Genomic DNA, 19,605 nt, shown 5'->3' with positions numbered 1-19,605 from the left:
CATCAAAGCCACCGGTGACTTAGAAAGCCTGCAAGGGTCCTATAATTATAAGTTTGCAGGTCAAACCAGTAAAATGATTCTAGACTTTGAATTCTAGCAAAATACCCTATAGTTTAGTAAAAAGGGCATCCCCTGTAATACCAGGAATGTCCTTTTCGTCGAACGAGCTTATTGAACTAACCTGCTTCGTTAGTTCAATAAGAAAAAAGGCTTTACTCTTATTGAAGTAAAGCACCCGTTAGTTTAAGTACAATTTTTCACTATCTATCTCGTGCAAAAAAGCAATGCCCCGTCACTCCGTTAACCTAATAAATTTTGGAATTATGTTGAGATGCCACTTCATTGTTGAAAGGAAAGTTTCCCCGCCTCACTTCTTCCTTTAATCTTTCCAGCGCTTCTACTGTTTCCCTCTTCAAGTCTTTTGAATACCCATATTTAATACTATTTGATTCAAATTCATCCTCATCTACTACTTTCCAGTCATTATTCTTTTCCTGAATAAAATCTAAATCTAGGTCAACAAAACTTATTTGTCCGTTATTAAATAAAGAAGGTTTTGCCACATTACAATAAGTAGATACAACTTTTCCATCTTCAACTTCTATTGCAGCTGTGAACCACTCTTTCAAAGAAAAATACTCTAGAGAGGTATTATCGATAGTAAAAATCTTATTTTTGGTATGATGAATCAATTTGCAACCCGGTTTGCATAGGACTAATAAATAATCAGAGGTGTGACGAATCAGTTCGCCTTCCCATTCATAGTGAAGAACATCAGGGAACTTAAGGGCTTTAATTTTCACAATATTACTCAATACACTCATCCTTACAATGTGTTTTATCCTATATATTTCGCTTTATTATTCGTAATTCCCTTATTCAACTAACCTGCCCCGTTAGTAGAACAAGAAACTAAATGATCCGTCCCGTTAAAGCTCGATTCACTTACTCAACTGGATTGTATCACGTATACATCCTAGGTTCATAAAAAAAGACTGCCCTGCAAAAGGCAGCCGGTTCTTCAACTAAAGCTACCGTTTAGTTAAACAAGCACATTTTCTTATATTGCATAAATTCTTCGTATTGTTCACAACATATTTTTCTTTATTTTCGCTTCGTCCCTATATTTATTTACACATTTTTTACATATACAATTCTTCCTTATACTCTCTGCAGGAACTAACTCAAAGATTCCAATAGGAAATACGCCTTCTGTATCACACCAGCAGTTACCGTGTTCTACTCTTCCTGTCATACATTCGTTTTCCTCTCCACATATAGGACAATATTTATTAGCCAATTATAACCCCTCCTCATTCTTTCACAATATGAATCAAATTCGACATAAAAGAGAGATGAATTCTCACCTTTTTGTTCAACTAACCTGCCCCGTTAGTTCAATAAGAAAAAGGGCTGAATAATAAGCCCGATGATCTTCAACTAAAGCACCCGTTAGTTGAATAAGAAATGCGATTATTAACATATCTATTCTATCGATGAACGACATGCACTCCTAGTAGACATAACACCCGGATTGGGAAGTATTCGACATTAATCCATAAAGAAAGCTGCCCTTTAAAGGCAACTGGATTCACATTTGTATATAATCCAACTTACATAATGTTAAATAAAAAAATCGTCCGTTCAATCGGACAATTTTTTCTTATTGTGCTACTTCGCTGGCAATGCTTGATTCTTTAGCCAACTTCTCTTGCGGGAGAAAATTAATCAACTTCTGCTTACCTATAAGTTCAAAAGAAAAAGAGCAGCCGCTGCCGTTCATTGTTTAACTCAATAAAGAAAGCGATCCCTGCTAAAGCATCGCTCCGGCTTGCGGAAGACTAAAAATATTTTTAAAGGGCTTAAGGGCATGTTTGCGCTTAGCTGGCTAAACAGAATTTGTTCGGATTTTATATGGTTACTGAAAATAGACAGCCTTTTTTGATCGTGTCACTTGTTGGTAGTAACCCTCCAACCAATAAATCCATATCAATAATCTTTCAGCTCGATCCCGTTAGCAGCTTTGGCTATCATTTTTGAAATCATCTTAAATTGTACGATCATAATCGGGGGTATGTGCAACATTAAATTGCGTAGAAAGATTTTGAAGTTTGATTTTTCAATCATACTCCCGGCAGCCATTAGTCCTATTTTTTGATTTTTCTCAACAAACTTTCTCATTTTTTGTTCGTAGGCTACAAATGCACGGGCGAAATCGCCATCTGCAGCTTTAAGTTCACCAGCTAATACATAAGCCCCGACAAGCGCCAGGCTAGATCCTTGACCTGATAGAGGAGATGGACCATACGCCGCATCGCCTACCAATGTAATCCGCCCTTTTGACCATGTCGGCATGTGAATCTGGCAAACCTCGTCAAAATAAAAGTCTGTCGCATCTTTCATGGTTTTGAGTAGATGCGAGGTTTCCCAACCTGAATCGCCTAAGAAGGCATTTTCTACTAGTTTCTTTTGAGATTCTGTATCATTGCGGTCGTGCTTCAATGCCTCTGATTGGAACAAGAACATACCCCTTGCTTCGGTATTGTCACGAGCGCTATACATACCTACAGTTTTGCCTGGTATCGTATATAACAGTTGGCGGTGGTCGAGGTTGAGGTAATTCTCGAGAGTGAAAATCGAGATATAACAGCCAAGCGTCCGTTTAAACTGTGCTTCATCTCCAAAAGTTAAGGTGCGAACATTAGAATGAAGCCCGTCTGCACCGATGACAAAGTCAAATGTCTGTGGCTTGCCATGAATAAATTGAACTTCTGCACCAGCTTCAGTCTCATTTATAGCGGTAATCGAATCGCCCCAAATGTAATCAACAGTATCCTTGGTTAAATCGTACAAAATGTTACTTAGATCGTCTCGCATGACTTCGATGTCCAGACCATGCTGGTTCCCCATACTTGCTTCGCTTATTTGACCTTGGATCTTGCACTTGCTGTTCACAAAGTAAACACCAGTCATGTTCGTGTCAGCTGCACGAACTTGATCAAGTATACCCATCCCCTTAAGCACGGAAATGGCTGCACCACGGATATCAACCCCGAAACCACCCGCGCGCAATGCTGGAGCACGTTCTATTACAGTCACGTCGAATCCATAACGATGAAGCCAGTAAGCGAGTGCCGGACCGGCAATGCTAGCACCAGAAATAAGAACGCGCATCGTTTGTTTCATAATTGCCTATTCACTCCTATCCTAATTAAAGTCTTAACATATCCACAGTATATTTATGGATGATTTCACTTATTTAGGACAATAAAATAATAGGAATTTAATTTTAAAAGCTGAGACTAATGTTCAACTAACCCGACCCGTTAGTTCAATAAGAAAAAAAGAGCTGTCTTAGCAGCTCAATGAATGACAATAACTTAACTCAACTACCACTAGATTATATTGACGGAAGCTAAAATAGCTATAGTCCACATAATGAAAAGAAATGATATTGTGAGCCAAATCGTGTTTTTAGATGTATCTTGCTCATTTTTCACTTTTTTCATTATAGTAACGAGATTAAGACAAAACACAATGGACAATACAGGGATTAAGAACCAACCTAAATACAAAAATGAAACGATCATTTATTAGTTCCTCCCCAAATTATGGCTCTCTAATGTATTATTCTATGTTTTACTTTGTTAAACTACCCTGTCCCGTAAGTTCAATAAGCTTTAAAATTTTTCCTGAGGTTTTTTCTACGATCAATAAAGATTTCTGCATTAGTTGATGAGAAAAAAGAGCAGCTCTTTAGTGGATATTTTTTCCTTTTAATTAACGTTGTATACATCCTGTTCCCAAATTCCATTTGAAATGAAGCCCCCTATTAAGGTAACTATTTTACCGTCTTCACCGATTTCCACTTTGTATCTTTGTTCTGTGTACAAATCAATTTGTGGTGTTACATCAAAAGTGTTTACCTCTGAAAGTATATTGTTTTCATACAGATATTCTTCATAGTAAAGGAATGAGTGCTCTTGTAATCCCAAAAAACAAGAACAATCTGCATATGTAATGATATTCCCGTTTTCATAAGTACTCCGGGATACCCCATTTATTTCACCCATATGATCAAACTCTACACCATAAACAATCTCATTGTTATAAACTAAATATTCTTCCCCAAACTGGCTCTCTGGGGTAGTAAACTCATTTACGCCTTTAACCCTTACCAGCCTGTTATCTTTATCAAACCCGTATTCATAAGAAAACTTTCCAAACTCAGGTTTTTTCTTAAGAAGTTTACCTCTTTTAAGATTGCCAACGATTAAATCTTTTACTAGACTTGGACAATAAAATCCTCTGTGTATGGTCTCCCCACCCTTTTTATATTCAACTTTAATAATTTCCTGTTTTATTGAAGCCTGTGATTGAGGCATGTTATCGGCATACTCATTTCCAAAGCTTACTAAATCTGAAATTATATCTTTGAAGGAGTTTAATTTATCTTTGTCTATTTGAATGCTTGATTTTTTCATCTCATCCACTGTTCTTTGTTGCATTTCTTCTAACATACGTTCAAAATCGTCCATTTCATCACCTGCCCTGTTGGTTGAAGTACTTTTGGATTACTCTCCCAGTTGAAGTAAATATCTTATTTCTATTCCGTTATTTTCTACTATGAGAATATCTCTTCTTTCTTTTGGTGCGAAAATTTTAGTTCCCAGAGGTAAATCACTTGCCATACCTTCTTCAATTTCCCCAATTATCTCATCTTTTGTCAATTCTACTTCCTCTATCCAACCAATTCCCCTTACATAAACTTTATCATTGAGTTCAAAATAGTCTGCTTCAGGATTTTCCTTCAACACTTGTTTTTTAGTTAAATAAGCTGGTGTTTCTTCACCTGGAACACCAGTACAACCTGCCAATAGTAAAATAAAAATTATAACTACAAACATTTTAATTAAATGTTTCATATTTCCCCCTATTATTTTACGTTTATCTCTTAATTAGGATTCTTATTCAACTAACCTGCCCCGTTAGTTCAATAAGAAAAAGGCTTTACTCCTTCTTGAAGTAAAGACCCGTTAGAAACCACTCACCGTTATTTGAAAAGTGCAACATTACGCACTTTTTCCCTCTTTTTTTAACTGTTGAAGAGTTATTATCAAACCAGTAAGCCCTGCTGTAAAGGAAGGCGGAATGCTCCACATAAGATAGTTCCAATTCCCTGTAAACAATGATATGAAGAAAAAAAGAACTGGAAAACCTATTAAAATTATTAATGAAACAGATAGTGCGAATTTGGTATTTCTTTTCATAGTGACCCTCCATTCACTTTTAAAGTTATTCAATTAACTGCCCCGTAAGTTGAATAACAAGAGACCCGGCTTAATCAATTTATCTATTTAAACATTACCATATATTTGATAAAAATCCTTTTATTATTAAAATTGAGCAAGAAAAAAGCAATGCTAAAAGCAATGCTAATTTGTATGTTAATATGACGCTATTTGCCGAGTTATTTAAAATTTTGTACCTGCAAACTGAACGGGTTAATGATAAATCACCTCGCCATTTTTATTGGCTCATGCGAACATGTGGCTAGCGCAAAGATACACTATACAACATCAACGTTTAACAGAGCCTTTATTTTTGAAGCGATTGAGCAAAGTGGGACTCCACTTTTGCAAATGCCTGTTGTAAATCTTCTATTAAATCATCTGAATGCTCAAGTCCAACAGACAAACGCAGTAAGGAATGAGTGATTCCCATTTTTTCACGTTCCATTTCAGGAATGACTGAGTGAGTCATGGTTGCCGGGTGCTGAATCAATGTTTCCGCGTCTCCCAAACTTACAGCAATTTTGATAAGCTTAAGTGAATTCATTAAATATTGAGCAACTTCTTTCCCACCGTGAATTGTAAATGAAATCAAACCACTACCGGCTTTCATTTGCTTCTTAGCAATTTCGTATTGTGGGTGGTCTGGATCAAATGGATAATAAATCTCATTCACAATTGGTGAAGATTTAAAGAATGACAACAGTTTCGATGCATTGTCTGAATGGCGATCCATTCGAACATGAAGCGTTTTTAATCCTCTGATGATCAGCCAAGCATCAAACGGTGAGATAATTCCACCAACGTCTTTTTGGACCGTCATACGAAGATTCATCATATCCTCAGCATCTTTTCCAACCAACAATCCTGCAATCACATCCCCGTGACCATTGATGTATTTGGTTGCACTATGCAACACATAGTCCGCACCGAAATCGATAGGATTTTGTAAATAAGGCGATGAAAATGTATTATCCACAATTACTTTCAATCCATGTTTTCGAGCGACTCTCCCAACCAGTTCCAAATCCACAATTTCCATTGTTGGATTGATTGGTGTCTCAACATATAAACAAACCGTTTCGGGACGAATCGCCGCTTCAATTTCCTGTTCACTCGACATCGAACTGAAACTATGCGAAATGTTATATTTTTCATTCATCATTTCAAGTAACCCAAACGTACAACCATATATCCCTCTCGAACAAAGGATATGATCCTCTGTTTTCGTAACATGAATTAACACTGCACTGACAGCCGCCATCCCGGACCCAAATGCCAATGCGCTTTGTCCATTCTCAAGTTCAGCCATGCGCTCTTCCAAAACTCTTACAGTTGGATTTCCTAACCGTGAATAGATATTGCCCTCTTCTTCACCAGCAAAACGTTTTTCTCCTTGTTCCGCCGTTGAAAAAGCAAATGTAGATGTTTGATATAAAGGTACGGACAAACTGTCGTGATGAATTGAAGTGTCAAATCCTTTATGAACGACTGCCGTTTCTTTTTTCATCTTTTTATTTTCCATAATAAGCACCCCTTTTATGTAAACGCTTTCATCCCATTCATACCTATCCTACTCGATTCCATCTTTTTTGAAAAGGTCAACTACCCTAATCGAATCATTAAATTGTCAAGGTAACATCTTGACATAAGTATAGGAAATCGATACAATGGAGGATGTGTAAAATAAAAGCAGCAGTTGTATGGTCTTATTCGTTTCATTTTATTCCTCCAAACTTTTTGGATGGGGTATCGTGTAACCCTTGGCTGCGAGGGCGAGGATACATGAAAATAAAATGACAGTTTGATTGATACATCTGGTCTTATTTTACAACAAAATAAAACCACTTAAAGGAGGAGTCTCTCATGGCTCGTTATACAGGTCCAGCATGGAAACTGTCTCGTCGTCTTGGTTTATCACTAAGCGGCACAGGTAAAGAATTAGAAAAACGCCCTTACGCACCAGGACAACACGGTCCTAACCAACGCAAAAAAATCTCGGAATACGGTTTACAATTACAAGAGAAGCAAAAGCTTCGTCACATGTATGGTGTAAACGAACGTCAATTCCGTACACTTTTTGATAAAGCTGCTAAAATGCCTGGTAAATCTGGTGAAAACTTCATGATTCTTCTTGAAACTCGCCTTGATAACGTAGTTTACCGTTTAGGTCTTGCACGCACTCGTCGTGGAGCTCGTCAATTAGTTAACCATGGCCACGTAATGGTTGATGGAAAACGCGTTGATATTCCTTCATTCCGTCTTAAAGCAGGTCAAGAGATTTCACTTCGTGAAAAATCTCAAAACCTTGATATCGTTAATGAGTCTATGGAAGTAAACAACTTCGTTCCAGAATACTTATCTTTCGATGCAGACAAAAAAGTTGGTCAATTTGTTCGCCTTCCAGAGCGTAGCGAATTATCAGCTGAAATCAACGAATCATTAATCGTTGAGTTCTACTCTCGTTAATTAAAACGAGTAGTAAATAGCGATTATAAAAACCCTAGAAACCTTGATATATCAAAGGTTCTAGGGTTTTTTTTTACTCTGGTTAGTAGAATTTTGTATTCTCCCCCAAAAAATCGGGGGGCTTTTTGGGGGAAGTTTCATTGTCTCCCTAACCTCCCCTTCATAATTTAAAAAGAAAAAAACCGAAAATAAACAAGCTTGAATAAAAACTTGCATACTTCCGGCTAACTTCAGTTGTCTGTTATGGAAGAATTCCTATAATTTAGATTAATACAACATTGGGCATCTGTACCTATTAGACTAGTTATTAGATGATTATTGGTCTTATACGCATTGGCCACAAAGGAAGTTGTTTCTTTTTTGTAATGTGCGTAAAATATAAAAACGCTATTCTTTCCAATTATTTCAGAAAGAATAGCGTCTTTTTCGTTATATAAAGGTAATTGTGTCTTACTTAAACCAGCATGAGACACACACATTTTGATTATTAGAGAATTTAAATGCTAAGCTGAGATTTGCAATTCTTTTAAAATATCTTGCAGTGTCTTTCCGTCAACTTGTTGGATAGGTACCGGTGGATTGTCAGCTTCTTGGTTTTGTTTTAGATAGTTTCTTTCAACCCAATACATATCATTTGCATCCACAATTCCGTTAAAGTTAATATCCGCAGCTCTGTTATTTGTATTCCAAGCCTGTTGGATGGCTAGTGCATCCTGGATATCAATCACATTATCTTGATTCACATCGCCAGCAACAGCATACTCATGAAAGACTGCTCCCATACCACTATAGTATTGAAGAAACTGTCCCAAAATGATTCCATTCTTCTCTACCCCAATTTGAATTTGTCGTTTCATCATAAAATGTCCTGGCAATTTCATTTCCCAAGTGAATAGTTTGTCAGTAATTGGAAGTTTAGAAATGCGGTAATCTCCAGTTTTACCAATTGTCGATGTGCCATCAAACACAGTGCCGTTCGCATCGATTAATCGAATAGATGCACCAAGTTTTGTCCAATCTTTTAATGGCACGGCAGATCCTCTTAATGTGCCAGTTACATCCGAGAAGGTTGACTGTAGTTGCCATTCCATTCCCGCAGAAGAGACGGAAATACGATTATCCAGATCATTCGTATAAGCAACGGTCGGATTTACGGCTGCACTTACTGCAAATGCTGTATCCTTCACTTTTAATGTTAGATTGATTGCAGGAATATTTCCGCTCACCGTTTTTGTTCCATCCATAGTCAGCTTCACTTTTGAAGTGTTGCCTGTCGTTTCAACATTCACTATGGATGCACCGTAATTCGCAAGTGCATCATTCGCCTTTACATCTACAATCTCAAAGCTTTGGCCGATGTTAGTAAGAGTCCACTCTGCGGTTTTTAACTTATCTACGTTATTTAAAATGAGGGTAGCAGATACCGTTTCTCCCATTTTTACGTTTGTTTTGTCAGTCTTCATATATCCGTACGGTGTACCCGCTTTAACAAAGTAGTAATTTTTCTTTGGAGTCGGATTTTTCGCGCCATCTTGTCCATTTAATGTAAAGCGATTGAATGGGTTGGTTTCATTTATCGGAAAGTCAAAATTTACCATTCCGTCTATTCCGACAGGAAGGACAGGCTTAGAGCTTCCATTAATAGAATACTTGAGAGAGTTGATAGACTGATCGACATTCATTCCGGATGCCACCATCTTTTCCACTTCTTCATCTGTAACTTTAATTTGAAGAGGAACTGTTTTTTGTCCCGGCTGATATTCATAGACAGGTGATTCATTTCCATCTAAAGTTGTTGTCATCGTTGGGCTGTTAGGGTCAACATATATATCATTATTCATCGTAAAAATATGATCACGTTCACTTGTACCAATAACTTTAATCTGGTAATATCCAGGTTTTACATAACTCTGTTGAGCGGAGATTGGCTTTTCTGGATTTCCAGTAAACGCATAGTATTTACCATTAAATATCCTTTCAACATAATAATTCGTACTATCATACAAATCATCTGTATAAATCGTCTCTATAAAACCAATATCATTTCCGGTTTTTCCATCTACCAAAACTAAATCCAGCCATTTCATAGGAGATTTTAATCTGAAATTCAATCTTTCATACCAAGTAGAAGCACTAATTGGGCTCACTTGTAAATGGTAAGGTGAAATTGCATTTGAAGAAAGGGAAGTAGATTCAATTCCTTCTTCAGTTGTTCGAACGCTAAACGGAATCCGATATTGTTCGTTTTTGTCGTCTTGGTTTGAAATGATAAGATATCCTTCATAAATGCCCGCCTTGGCAGTCGCTGGAACTGTTATTGTAACAGGCACTTTTTTTGTTTTAAAAGATTGGACTGGAATAACCTTTGGAATATCTAATATCACCTTATTAGAACTAGCATCGAGTGATCCGTTTACATCTGTTTGAAATTGGACATCCACATCAAACTTTTTCATGTTTTTTTCGAAATTTGTAATATTTACAGTCTTTTTAATAAATGTTTCTTCGTTTGCATAATGATTACCGAAACTAAGTCCGCCTGTCTCGTCTTGTATTGCAATGTTTTCTTCATTGAAGCGAATTGGAGTTTCATCTTGAACTCGAAGCTCCATTCCTGTATGGACGGCACGATATGGATCTACACGACCTGCGCCTACATCAAATACACTATATTTGTCCGCTAATGGTTTAGCTGTATTCATCAAAATCGTTTTAATATCACTTGGCTCGAGATCAGGATTTGCCTGTAGTAATAAAGCAGAAATTCCTGTTACATGAGGTGCGGCCATTGATGTACCAGACATGCGGTTATAAGCGTATTGATAATTAGATGGATCATTTTGATAAACCGAATAAGCTGGAACGCTTGATAAAACGTTCACACCTGGGGCGGTGATTTCTGGCTTCATATCGTAATTTTTGCGTGATGGCCCGCGAGAGCTGAACCAAGCAAGCTTATCACCTTCTGTATATTCTTCTTTAAAATTTTTAAAAGTCAATTTCGTATTGCCTGTAGCTAATTGTGCTTTTAACTCCAATCCTTGCTCATAGCTAATGGAAAAAGCAGGAATGAAATTTTGATCCTCTCTTACGAAAGGGTTTGTCCCGCTATTTGGGATATTGTGATATGCGATGATGGCAGCTGCACCGTGATTCTTGGCATAAACGGTCTTAGTTTGAGTCCCAATACCGCCGGTACTCACGAAAACAATCTTTCCAGCGACATCCTTTCCAACGTAATCGGATTCCAAACCGACCCCTAAATCAATGACCTCATATTGATGATTGTTAAAAACACTCAAATCGGTCACTAAATCACTGTATAGATTGCTTAAAAGAAACTCTGTCGTAGAACCAGATACTACTCCAGTATATTGCGCTACCGGAATCGGTGCACTGCTTGCTCCAACCGTCAATGCTAAAGCAGCCGCTCCCGGAGAGCCAAGAGTATACGAATAAGGTCCAGAGTTACCAGCCGAAACAACCGCGGTCACACCATTTAAAACCGCATAATTGATAGCTGTACTTGTAGGATACTGCGGATCATTGATGTTGATCCCTAATGATAAATTGATAACATCCATGCCATCTCTAACTGCTTTTTCTATACCCGCTAGAATATCTTCCAGTCCACCCGTTCCATATGGCCCTAAAACACGATATCCATAAACTTCAGCTTCAGGTGCAATTCCTTTTACAGCTACACCGCTCGTATTTTTTGCTCGCCCTGCAATCGTACCTGAAACATGCGTACCATGATTCGTATAATATGGTGAACCACCTTCACTAGTCTCTGGAAGTCCAGACTTTTTCCAATCGTCGTATGAGGTTTCCATTGGATCAAGATCGTTATCTACAAAATCATATCCACCCTTAAAAGCATCTTTTAAATCAGGATGGTGATAATCGATACCTGTGTCAATGACTCCGACCTTCACTCCTTTTCCTGTAACACCCTCTTTATGTAACTTGTCTACGCCTAGAAAAGGAATACTCTCTATTCTTTTAGTAGATTCTTCTTCTTCACTAGAATCTGATTGGATTGGCGGATCGATAGTAAATGTAACACTTTTATAAACAGCTTTTACAGCATCTGATTGAAGTAGCGACTCTACTTCGTTCGAGGGTAGTTTCATAGAAACCCCGTTGTAGGCTGTCTTAAAGGAACGCGTTATTTTATAAGATTTTTCACTGCTTTTTTCCAGATTGGATGGAAAAATTCTCTTTAAATCATCTTCAAAAGTAGCGTGCTCATGGTCAATCTTGTTTTTCGCTTGTTCTGGTGTCAGTTTCTTTCCTTTAATAGTAGCCTCAAGTACCTCAACTTTCTCAGGCTTGGACTTAAACTCGACAATAACAGAGATTTCATTATCACTCTTTAATTCTTCTTCATCAAATCCTTGCACCCCATAGTTTTCCGTGGCTTGAAGCTTAGTCATTGCGTCCCGCTGCTCTTTGGTCAGCGAAGCCAAGATTTGTTCAGCCTTTGTACTAGATACAGATCCACTTTGAAAAAGTGGTAATAGAGTCCCCTCAGCATGTACTTGAGATGGTAAATTAAGATTTGTGTTTGATAGACTGCTAGAAAGCAAACCTATCCCCAATGCAAGCATTGCCGCTTTTTTAATAAACTTCTTTTTCATTCTCTTTTACCTCTCCCCCATTAAAATATTATGATAAAATCTTTTACCCCTCGCATGATAATCCATACAATTTAAATGTAAATGCATCATTAAAGAGTGTAAATTGGGGGAAATCACATGATACTTAATCTTTAATTTGGTAAATTTAATAAAAAAATTGTATTAAAGTGCTATTAACAAAGAATTTTTTGCTTTTTTTCAGGAGAATGTAACAAATATTGTCGAATTTTCATTTTAGTAAAAGGATTAAATTGGGGGAATTTATATAATTATGTTCAAGAAATAATTCATATAGTCTTCTTTTAAATGTTGAGATAAATGCTCGTAATATTGGTTTATAAACACATCAAAGAAAGAAAGCTGACCGTTATCATAAGTTAGAGCATATATTCTATCAATATTATGCGCCAATACTAAATTCATATAAATTAAATGATCCGATTTGGTGTGAAGTCTATTAAATGATTTAGTATTATTATTACCCCTATTAAAGAGTAGCCAAAAATTCCACTTATATTAACTATTTCGATGTCATTCCAAATATCCTTGCCTTCTTGAACTAACCTTCCCCTCACGAAAACTTTATTGTTCAATAGCAAAGAGTGGTCGAAATTACATCTTCGACCTCCCCTATCCATAAATTCGTTCATTTCCAAAACACTAATAGTAAAATCTATTGGTTTAAGAATTTACTTTCTATCTTTATAGGTTCCAGACCAAAACTAATGTAAAAAATTTCATATATCAATAATAAAATGAAAGGAGGTTGTGTTATTTTGGAAAAGCATAAAGACACGGACTGCGGGTGCTATACCCGCGATTTTGATTTAGACTTCAGAAATTGCTCCTACTGGCCATGCTGTCCTTCAAGTTGTGGATGTGGGTATGGAATTGGATGCAATTGCTGTCGAAATCGTTGCCGCAGGGATTTGTGTGATGATGATTTCAGTATTCGATTAGCAGGCTTGACTGAGGGCCTAAATTACCGCTTGTATCAACTTCTTTGGTTCAACGTCAATATAGAACTGGAGAATGGCCATTCAGCGTTTGGAAAAATCATTTATGTAGGGTCCAATTTTGTTGAATTGCTTCTGCCGTTAGTTGACGGAGAACCAGTTGAAGAAGATATGGAAGAGGAAGAATTAACTCAAGAAGATTTTGAAGAAAAATCGGAGCTTCATGAAAATAGGGAGCATATTAAAGGCAGAACACTGATTTTTTCCATTGATAGGATCGTAACCGTTGAAACAGCTATATCTAAAGATTGAATAAAGAGTTCTATCAAGTACCTCACCAGTTAAAAAATAAGTCAGCTATTATGAAGGTTTCCTTCAAAAAGCTGACTTTTTTTGTTTAATTGTTTAAGGTAAACAATTTGATTTTATCTATTGAAATGGTTGTCAGTTGTTCAGCCACTTCTAGACTGATTGATTCTTTATCTACTTTTTTCATTTGTCCTTCAATTGTTTGGCCATCAATTTGTACTTGTATATGTTTTTCTTCATATACAAGTAAATAGATGTTCAGCCTCATCCTGAAAAACAGATGGATTAATTCTGGCGAAGAAGAAACGACATCCCCGAAGTTAAAGGTCAATTCCCGGCGAAAGCAAGGATCGATTTCCCTTAGTTCAGGGTCATCGTAAGGATCCGCAAAACGCCCAAAAGGCTTAACTATATCGATTTGACTATATGGGTAGATGAATACCTTTTCTTCATTGCGAAGCACAACAAAATCATAGCCTGACAGGGAGACTTTCCCCTCGCAGGTTTCTCCTGATAGGGCGGTAATCTCAACTCGCAGTCCAATTAAACCGTCAAAAACTTTCTGATAAGTTTCATCTGGCAGCCGCTCCTCGCCCAGAGCCAGATCAAGAAGCAATTCATTTGCAGCCCTTATCTTTTCAAGTACTCTTTCCAAATCTTCTTTCGGAAGGCAGCTCGTAGGGGAAGGAAGATTTGGGGATGGGTACCGATCGGGACAGCATTGTACGGGTATATAGAAATAACTTTCTTTATCAAACTTTTTTTGTACCTTTTCATCAGAAGATATTTCCTTATGGTTTTCTTTTTTCATTTTCTCACCCCCTTCCCGAAAGTAATTCTATGTAGAAAAAAGAGAAGAAATTATTCTTCTCTTCTGTTCGGTCTATTTCTCTAATGGAGGTAAGTGTTCTTGAATCCCCTTGTGAATTCTCATTATCCCCCACATACCCTGCTCTATGTCCCAGAGTATATTTCCTGCACGGTACATATAATCCCCTGGGAATCCCATATAAGCACCAGCGCCGCCGAGCAATTCCAAATTGCGTGCTGCTCCCGCTACGTTCAATCCTGCAAATGATTCCGTACGCGAATTCAAATTTTTCACTTCAAATCGAAAGCGATGTCCATGAATATGGAACGTATGCGTCCTGCGCCTTTCTGCTGGCGTCACCAATCGAATTGTAACCGGGTCTCCTAAGTAGCTTTCAAACAATGGCGTAGCTGGGTCCCCGAAAACACACGAACTGAATAAGTCTTGCAGCACTGGATGTTTGCGGTAGCGGTTGACCAAACGTTCACTTCGATAGTTGAATCCTCTGGAACCTTGGTCATACGTATCGACTTCGTCTTCATCAATGTCCGGAGGTGGCAAAATCATCCCCGCAAGAGGATCGACTATTACCTGTTCTTTTTTATCAAGCAGCCTTACGCCGTCATGCATGATGATGACGAATTCCCTTATGCTTGGAAGGAATGGGTTACGTAGAACCACATTCGCTCCGGTTTTGACCGGCTTCAGCGTATAGGGATCTAAATGCTCTGTTCCCCTTGGTTCGGCAATAAATGCGCCGAATGCGCCGTGGGACTTATGGTTGCGGATATCCGCCATATCCCACATGCCGCATGCACCCATTGGGGCGTCAACATACCAGCGATATTTCCTGCTTTCACCTGGCCCTACCGTTTGGTCTCCATTGAAACCAACTGTTTCCCCTGCAGATGTTTTCACATCATACTGGATCAATTGAGGGTGCATAGAGATTCTCAAAGATGGCGGATAGAAAGCCTGCTCCTTTACTTCCGGATAGGGGTAGATGCCATCCTTGAATGGGAATAGATCCAGTTTCAAAAGGCTAGTGAGAGCAATTTCAATTGTATCTCCAACGTTTCCACGAATGACCAGCGGTTCCGGATTTTTCTTTCCTTTTAAAATAGCATCCATATCTTGGCGCAGTGCAAAAATGATCCCATGAGGATCGTGATCTTCAAAACTGTTATAGATAAGTGGCACTTGGAAAGCTACGATATCGAAATAGCGGATTGGACCTTTTTTGACTGGAACTTTAGTAGGGTCATCTGCTTTAGGAGGCTTTTTCCCCGTACATTCAGGGAGTGGCCTTGAACGCTTTAAAGGGGCTGGACGGTCAGATAAAGGGATAAGATCCGGCACTCTTTCATCAAATGCCCTAATCAATCCCCAAAGCCCATTCCATAGATCTTCTTCCGTTTCAAATGCCCAGAAATAATCTCCCGCTCGGGGAATAAAAGTTTCCATGGTAAACGATTCGGATATTCCAATATGCTGCTGCTCTTCGACATTTGAATTCAAATTCTTTCGCTGCTTTAGCCACCTCAACCCATGGACATTGAAGCTATGGGATTCTTCCTGACACCCTTGGAGGAGCCTGATCCGAATGCTGTCTCCTTCGTAGGCTTTCAATATCGGGGTAATCGGATCACCATTCACATAAGAACTGAATGTATAGGCAGGATCGCAATCAGATCCTAATCGGAATTGAAGCGGTTCATTTTTGTAGTTCACCCCGAATAAACCCGGGTCATCAAAAGAGCCTGGGAACCCAGGGGGCTGAAGGGGTTTGCCGTCTTTATCGAACAGCAAGGCGAAATCCTGTGCGAATAGCACAAAGTCCCGATAATCAGGAATCAAGGGATTCCGAGTAGTGACCTGGGCGCCGCGGGCAACCTCTTCCCCTGTAGCCGAATCGAGAATCTCCGTAAATCGCGGGTGGACAACGCCAGATCCGAATACTCCATGCTGCTGATGGGCGGCTGGAAATAAGTGATCGTGGACGAACCAGGCTTTCAACTCGATATCAGCATAATATTCATACTGGATGGTTTCACCCGGCAGTACCGAAGAATCATAGTTCCAGCCGACATTTGCCCCATCGTTCACCAGAACATCAAATTTCACAAAGTGAATATGGAAACCGATTTCGTACGCTCTCGTCACCAGCTGGAATGCATCGCCATCAAGAATATGGGGCAATCGGTTTGTAAAATTAATGCGAATGCTGGTATGTGCCGTTGCATGGAAAACGAGCGGTTCAGGCTCTTTCTTGCCTGAACATACATCATCCATGTCTTCATCTAACACAAAAATCCGGGCTTTCGGATCATGCCAACCCTGTTTATTATAGGTTACAGGCAGTTCGATTGCTGAGACGTTGAATTCCTTCACGATTGCATCTTCAGGAGATGGATTTACAAATACAGCCCCTGGCCTTGGATTTTTCACCGCTGCGTTGCGTTCCAGTTCTGTCAATCCCCGTCCTCCTTTGATGCCTAGCGGTGGACGCGGCGCTTTGTAACCGACCTTCCCTGGGATGAAGTTCGGGAACCCCGGTTTCAATTTTGTAGGCTTCGGCGGGGCTTTACGGTCAGGCAATGGCTGTAAAGATTTTATCGGGACACCATTCGGATAACACTGGCTACCGTCCTGAAGCGTATCAAATATCCGGTTCATGCCCCACATTCCGGCTGCGAAATGCGGATACAGATGGCAATGGACAATGGCGTCACCAAAGGAGCCTTGTAGGCTTCCCAACCCGTAAAGAGGCTCAACTGTGTAGTGGGATTGAGGACTGATCGCTTGGGAATCAAGCATTTCCGAGTTGAGGTCTTGCGGGTCACTCAGCCATTGATGTACATGATAATGAAAGACGTGCGTCTCTTTCACCCCGCCATGTATCACACGGAATTTTGCAGGATCCCCTACATATCCCCTCAAAATCGGGGTTGATGGATCTCCAAATACCCATGAGTCATGATGGACTTCTTCACCTTCCGTATTAGGTCCTACAACGCCTTCTTCAATGAGCTGCTGGCGCCTGTTGATCGGTTCATACCGGTAGTTAGCCCCATGAAAGGATTCCTCCTCCTGATTAGTAAGATGATTGATTGGCCGGTTTCCCGTTAAATCATCGACCTCCATTTCATCATGGAATATCCAGGCGTATTCCCGATACGAAGGAAGCAAAGGATGATGTACATCAGCATACACACCGCTATTCATGGTTTTGCCCGTTTCTGGGTCCGTCCACCAGGAAAAACGGGGTTGGATCAATAAAGCCCCAAACAACCCATTGGAATTGGAACCATTTTCACCGCTTGCCGGATTGCCCAGATCAGAAAAGATATACGTTCCTTCTTTAACCGCATGCAATCGATATAGAATGGATTCACCTGGGGCAGCCGTCGTATCTTTATTGAACCCTACATTTGCTCCGTCCGATTGGCATACATCATATTCGGCTTGCTGAAAATGCATGCCTGTATTGAAATCCAATTTATTTTCAAAAAGCAGTTCAATTGTTTCGCCTTCATTTGCCCGGATTACAAGAGGCTGGACGAGCTCTACAGGAGCGAAAGGATTTTTTTTGACCAAGTCTTTAACTTTATGCTCATTTTCTTTCAGGACGTACATCATCCCATTAGGGTTGTGGTCCCCAAATGAATTCAGAACAATGCGAATCGGAATTGCTGCTACATGATACCTTCTAGTCATGCAAGTTCCTCATCTGAATGATCTTTTAAATGAGGAATTTTCGCCCCGGTGCCTGTTTCAATGTAGAACACATCAATGGAATCGATATGAATGTTCCATACCTTTCCTTCCAAGGCAGGTACGGATGTGGTTTGTACATACAATGTCACGATATCTCCCAATATTCCTTTGATCTTGCCTATGAACATAAATGGAAAGGCTTCAGTCAATATGAATGCCCGCCGTCCTATATTTTTTTTGAAATAAGATACAAGAGCTTCCTCTCTTGTATCATTAACCGGCCTGCATTCACTTTTTTCGTTAGTCATTTAATAATCTCTCCTCAATTATGCTAATGGGAACACTTCATCAACAGGCACTTCGGTCGAGTAAGATACAATTTGCTCAAATGGAATGCTTATCGGGAAAGGAAAATTATAAAATGGAGCATTCACCATTTTAATGATGACTGGTGACAACGTCATATGACCCTGCTGAACGTCAGAAACCGTTCCAGAGAAAATGGGGCGGAATACTTGGCCGAGTAAGTTCAGCTGGACGGCCCGGGTTATGACAATTAGGTCATCCCCAACAAGCTTTTTCAGCTCTTCATATAAATTATCCACTGTTTGTTCCATCAATTTGCCCCCTTATTATTTCAATATTTTTCCAACCATAACTTCAGGACCTTTTTCCACAGTGGGATTATCCCGATAGTTGAAACATAGCGAATCTCATTTAATGGAATCACGCTTTCTTTTTTCTTTGACAGCTGAAGAATTAAATCTGCTTTTGTGGCTGACACGATTTTCCCGAAAAAGATGTTGTCAGCTGTTCTGGTTTCAACCCAGATTCCTTTCCAAAAGTGAAGGTTTGTCTGAAGAGATTCTTCAAAAAACTGGCGGATTAGGACGTCTTTTTTAGCTACTGTTTCACCGAATTGAAGAACGAGCTTTTGCTGGAGGTTATTATCATAAATAAAATGTTGGTGGGTATTGGAGTAAGTGGGAAATCCAAAGGGGATGGTTGCAGATTGAATCGCTCTGTAGGGAATCCATAATCTTTTTTTCAGATCTGTCAGCATGACAAAGTCTCTTCCAATCGTTGCAACTTTTCCCTCAGTCGTCAAAGGGATATCCTTTTCGATGACAGAAGAAACGACAACTTGTTGGTTCCGCTTCATTTTAAAAAACTGCTTCAAGAAAAGGACTTTCCTGCGGGATTCGTCTTGGCTCGTCACTTTAAACAGGTTTTTCTGGGCGATATACTCGGAAAGAATTCTCGTCTCTTCTTCGGAAACCGCACTGGTTGGTGAAGAAAACGAAGGATTTTTGTTAAAATCGTCCGTTGTCTGGCCAAACGATCCCGTTTCCTCAAAATGATCCTTCATATGCAGGCTCCTTCATTTTGAAATCTCTTCCATAATTTAT

The 19,605-nt window shown here is 39.2% G+C and carries 15 protein-coding genes and 1 pseudogene; 3 read left to right on the top strand and 13 right to left on the bottom strand.

Features of this window, described 5'->3' with window-relative positions:
• Positions 1–97: pseudogene (locus AC1DSK_RS13030) on the top strand (DUF3224 domain-containing protein); the annotation flags it as partial.
• Between the two features lie 208 nt (positions 98–305).
• Here the strand turns inward: AC1DSK_RS13030 and AC1DSK_RS13025 are convergent.
• From AC1DSK_RS13025 to megL, 7 genes are all read right to left on the bottom strand, one after another.
• Positions 306–815: a DUF402 domain-containing protein gene (locus tag AC1DSK_RS13025; RefSeq protein WP_477548092.1), complete on the bottom strand. Its 510-nt coding sequence runs from the start codon at positions 813–815 to the stop codon at positions 306–308.
• Between the two features lie 272 nt (positions 816–1,087).
• Positions 1,088–1,300, bottom strand: coding sequence for a cysteine-rich CWC family protein (locus tag AC1DSK_RS13020; RefSeq protein ID WP_477598269.1), 213 nt, complete (start codon positions 1,298–1,300; stop codon positions 1,088–1,090).
• Between the two features lie 689 nt (positions 1,301–1,989).
• Positions 1,990–3,186, bottom strand: coding sequence for an FAD-dependent monooxygenase (locus AC1DSK_RS13015; protein WP_477548090.1), 1,197 nt, complete (start codon positions 3,184–3,186; stop codon positions 1,990–1,992).
• Between the two features lie 590 nt (positions 3,187–3,776).
• A complete protein-coding gene (locus tag AC1DSK_RS13010) occupies positions 3,777–4,538 on the bottom strand; it encodes a hypothetical protein (protein ID WP_477598267.1) in 762 nt (253 codons plus the stop codon).
• A gap of 36 nt (positions 4,539–4,574) precedes the next feature.
• Complete coding sequence (locus AC1DSK_RS13005) at positions 4,575–4,925, bottom strand: hypothetical protein (RefSeq protein ID WP_477548088.1); 351 nt, start codon at positions 4,923–4,925, stop codon at positions 4,575–4,577.
• Positions 4,926–5,072: 147 nt separating this feature from the next.
• On the bottom strand, positions 5,073–5,270 hold the full coding sequence (locus AC1DSK_RS13000; RefSeq protein WP_477548087.1) for a hypothetical protein: 198 nt from the start codon (positions 5,268–5,270) through the stop codon (positions 5,073–5,075).
• Positions 5,271–5,598: 328 nt separating this feature from the next.
• The gene (gene megL, locus AC1DSK_RS12995; protein ID WP_477548086.1) at positions 5,599–6,816 is read right to left on the bottom strand and encodes a methionine gamma-lyase; all 1,218 of its coding nucleotides are present in this window, start codon (positions 6,814–6,816) and stop codon (positions 5,599–5,601) included.
• A gap of 341 nt (positions 6,817–7,157) precedes the next feature.
• Between megL and rpsD the strand changes: the two genes are divergently transcribed.
• A complete protein-coding gene (gene rpsD, locus AC1DSK_RS12990) occupies positions 7,158–7,760 on the top strand; it encodes a 30S ribosomal protein S4 (protein ID WP_016426616.1) in 603 nt (200 codons plus the stop codon).
• 503 nt (positions 7,761–8,263) lie between these two features.
• Here rpsD and AC1DSK_RS12985 read toward each other — a convergent pair.
• Positions 8,264–12,403, bottom strand: a complete 4,140-nt coding sequence (locus AC1DSK_RS12985) for a S8 family serine peptidase (RefSeq protein ID WP_477548085.1) — start codon at positions 12,401–12,403, stop codon at positions 8,264–8,266.
• A gap of 776 nt (positions 12,404–13,179) precedes the next feature.
• On the opposite strand from AC1DSK_RS12985, the gene AC1DSK_RS12980 reads away from it, so the two are divergent.
• Positions 13,180–13,671, top strand: a complete 492-nt coding sequence (locus AC1DSK_RS12980; RefSeq protein WP_477598265.1) for a hypothetical protein — start codon at positions 13,180–13,182, stop codon at positions 13,669–13,671.
• Positions 13,672–13,756: 85 nt separating this feature from the next.
• Here the strand turns inward: AC1DSK_RS12980 and AC1DSK_RS12975 are convergent, their stop codons facing one another.
• The 5 genes from AC1DSK_RS12975 to AC1DSK_RS12955 all read right to left on the bottom strand — a co-directional run bounded on the left by AC1DSK_RS12975 (position 13,757) and on the right by AC1DSK_RS12955 (position 19,565).
• Entirely contained in the window at positions 13,757–14,479 is a 723-nt protein-coding gene (locus AC1DSK_RS12975; RefSeq protein ID WP_477548083.1) for a hypothetical protein, read from the bottom strand.
• A gap of 72 nt (positions 14,480–14,551) precedes the next feature.
• Positions 14,552–18,196: a multicopper oxidase domain-containing protein gene (locus tag AC1DSK_RS12970; protein WP_477548082.1), complete on the bottom strand. Its 3,645-nt coding sequence runs from the start codon at positions 18,194–18,196 to the stop codon at positions 14,552–14,554.
• Positions 18,193–18,504, bottom strand: coding sequence for a hypothetical protein (locus AC1DSK_RS12965; RefSeq protein ID WP_477548081.1), 312 nt, complete (start codon positions 18,502–18,504; stop codon positions 18,193–18,195). The genes AC1DSK_RS12970 and AC1DSK_RS12965 overlap by 4 nt, the downstream gene beginning before the upstream one ends.
• 18 nt (positions 18,505–18,522) lie before the next feature.
• The gene (locus AC1DSK_RS12960; RefSeq protein WP_477548080.1) at positions 18,523–18,813 is read right to left on the bottom strand and encodes a hypothetical protein; all 291 of its coding nucleotides are present in this window, start codon (positions 18,811–18,813) and stop codon (positions 18,523–18,525) included.
• 20 nt (positions 18,814–18,833) lie between these two features.
• A complete protein-coding gene (locus AC1DSK_RS12955; protein WP_477548079.1) occupies positions 18,834–19,565 on the bottom strand; it encodes a hypothetical protein in 732 nt (243 codons plus the stop codon).
• Positions 19,566–19,605: the final 40 nt, after the last annotated feature.

Source organism: Paenisporosarcina sp. P4_B8 (genome assembly GCF_056402175.1).
The sequence above is the reverse complement of the archived record's forward strand: the minus strand, read 5'-3'. Positions and strand labels throughout refer to the sequence as shown.

Bases quoted from the DNA above. Each gene is read 5' to 3' on its own strand.
- AC1DSK_RS13015 (WP_477548090.1), bottom strand. From the start codon at position 3,186: ATGAAACAAACGATGCGCGTTCTTATTTCTGGTGCTAGCATTGCCGGT.
- AC1DSK_RS13010 (WP_477598267.1), bottom strand. From the start codon at position 4,538: ATGGACGATTTTGAACGTATGTTAGAAGAAATGCAACAAAGAACAGTG.
- AC1DSK_RS13005 (WP_477548088.1), bottom strand. From the start codon at position 4,925: ATGAAACATTTAATTAAAATGTTTGTAGTTATAATTTTTATTTTACTA.
- AC1DSK_RS13000 (WP_477548087.1), bottom strand. From the start codon at position 5,270: ATGAAAAGAAATACCAAATTCGCACTATCTGTTTCATTAATAATTTTA.
- megL (WP_477548086.1), bottom strand. From the start codon at position 6,816: ATGGAAAATAAAAAGATGAAAAAAGAAACGGCAGTCGTTCATAAAGGA.
- rpsD (WP_016426616.1), top strand. From the start codon at position 7,158: ATGGCTCGTTATACAGGTCCAGCATGGAAACTGTCTCGTCGTCTTGGT.
- AC1DSK_RS12985 (WP_477548085.1), bottom strand. From the start codon at position 12,403: ATGAAAAAGAAGTTTATTAAAAAAGCGGCAATGCTTGCATTGGGGATA.
- AC1DSK_RS12975 (WP_477548083.1), bottom strand. From the start codon at position 14,479: ATGAAAAAAGAAAACCATAAGGAAATATCTTCTGATGAAAAGGTACAA.
- AC1DSK_RS12970 (WP_477548082.1), bottom strand. From the start codon at position 18,196: ATGACTAGAAGGTATCATGTAGCAGCAATTCCGATTCGCATTGTTCTG.
- AC1DSK_RS12965 (WP_477548081.1), bottom strand. From the start codon at position 18,504: ATGACTAACGAAAAAAGTGAATGCAGGCCGGTTAATGATACAAGAGAG.
- AC1DSK_RS12960 (WP_477548080.1), bottom strand. From the start codon at position 18,813: ATGGAACAAACAGTGGATAATTTATATGAAGAGCTGAAAAAGCTTGTT.
- AC1DSK_RS12955 (WP_477548079.1), bottom strand. From the start codon at position 19,565: ATGAAGGATCATTTTGAGGAAACGGGATCGTTTGGCCAGACAACGGAC.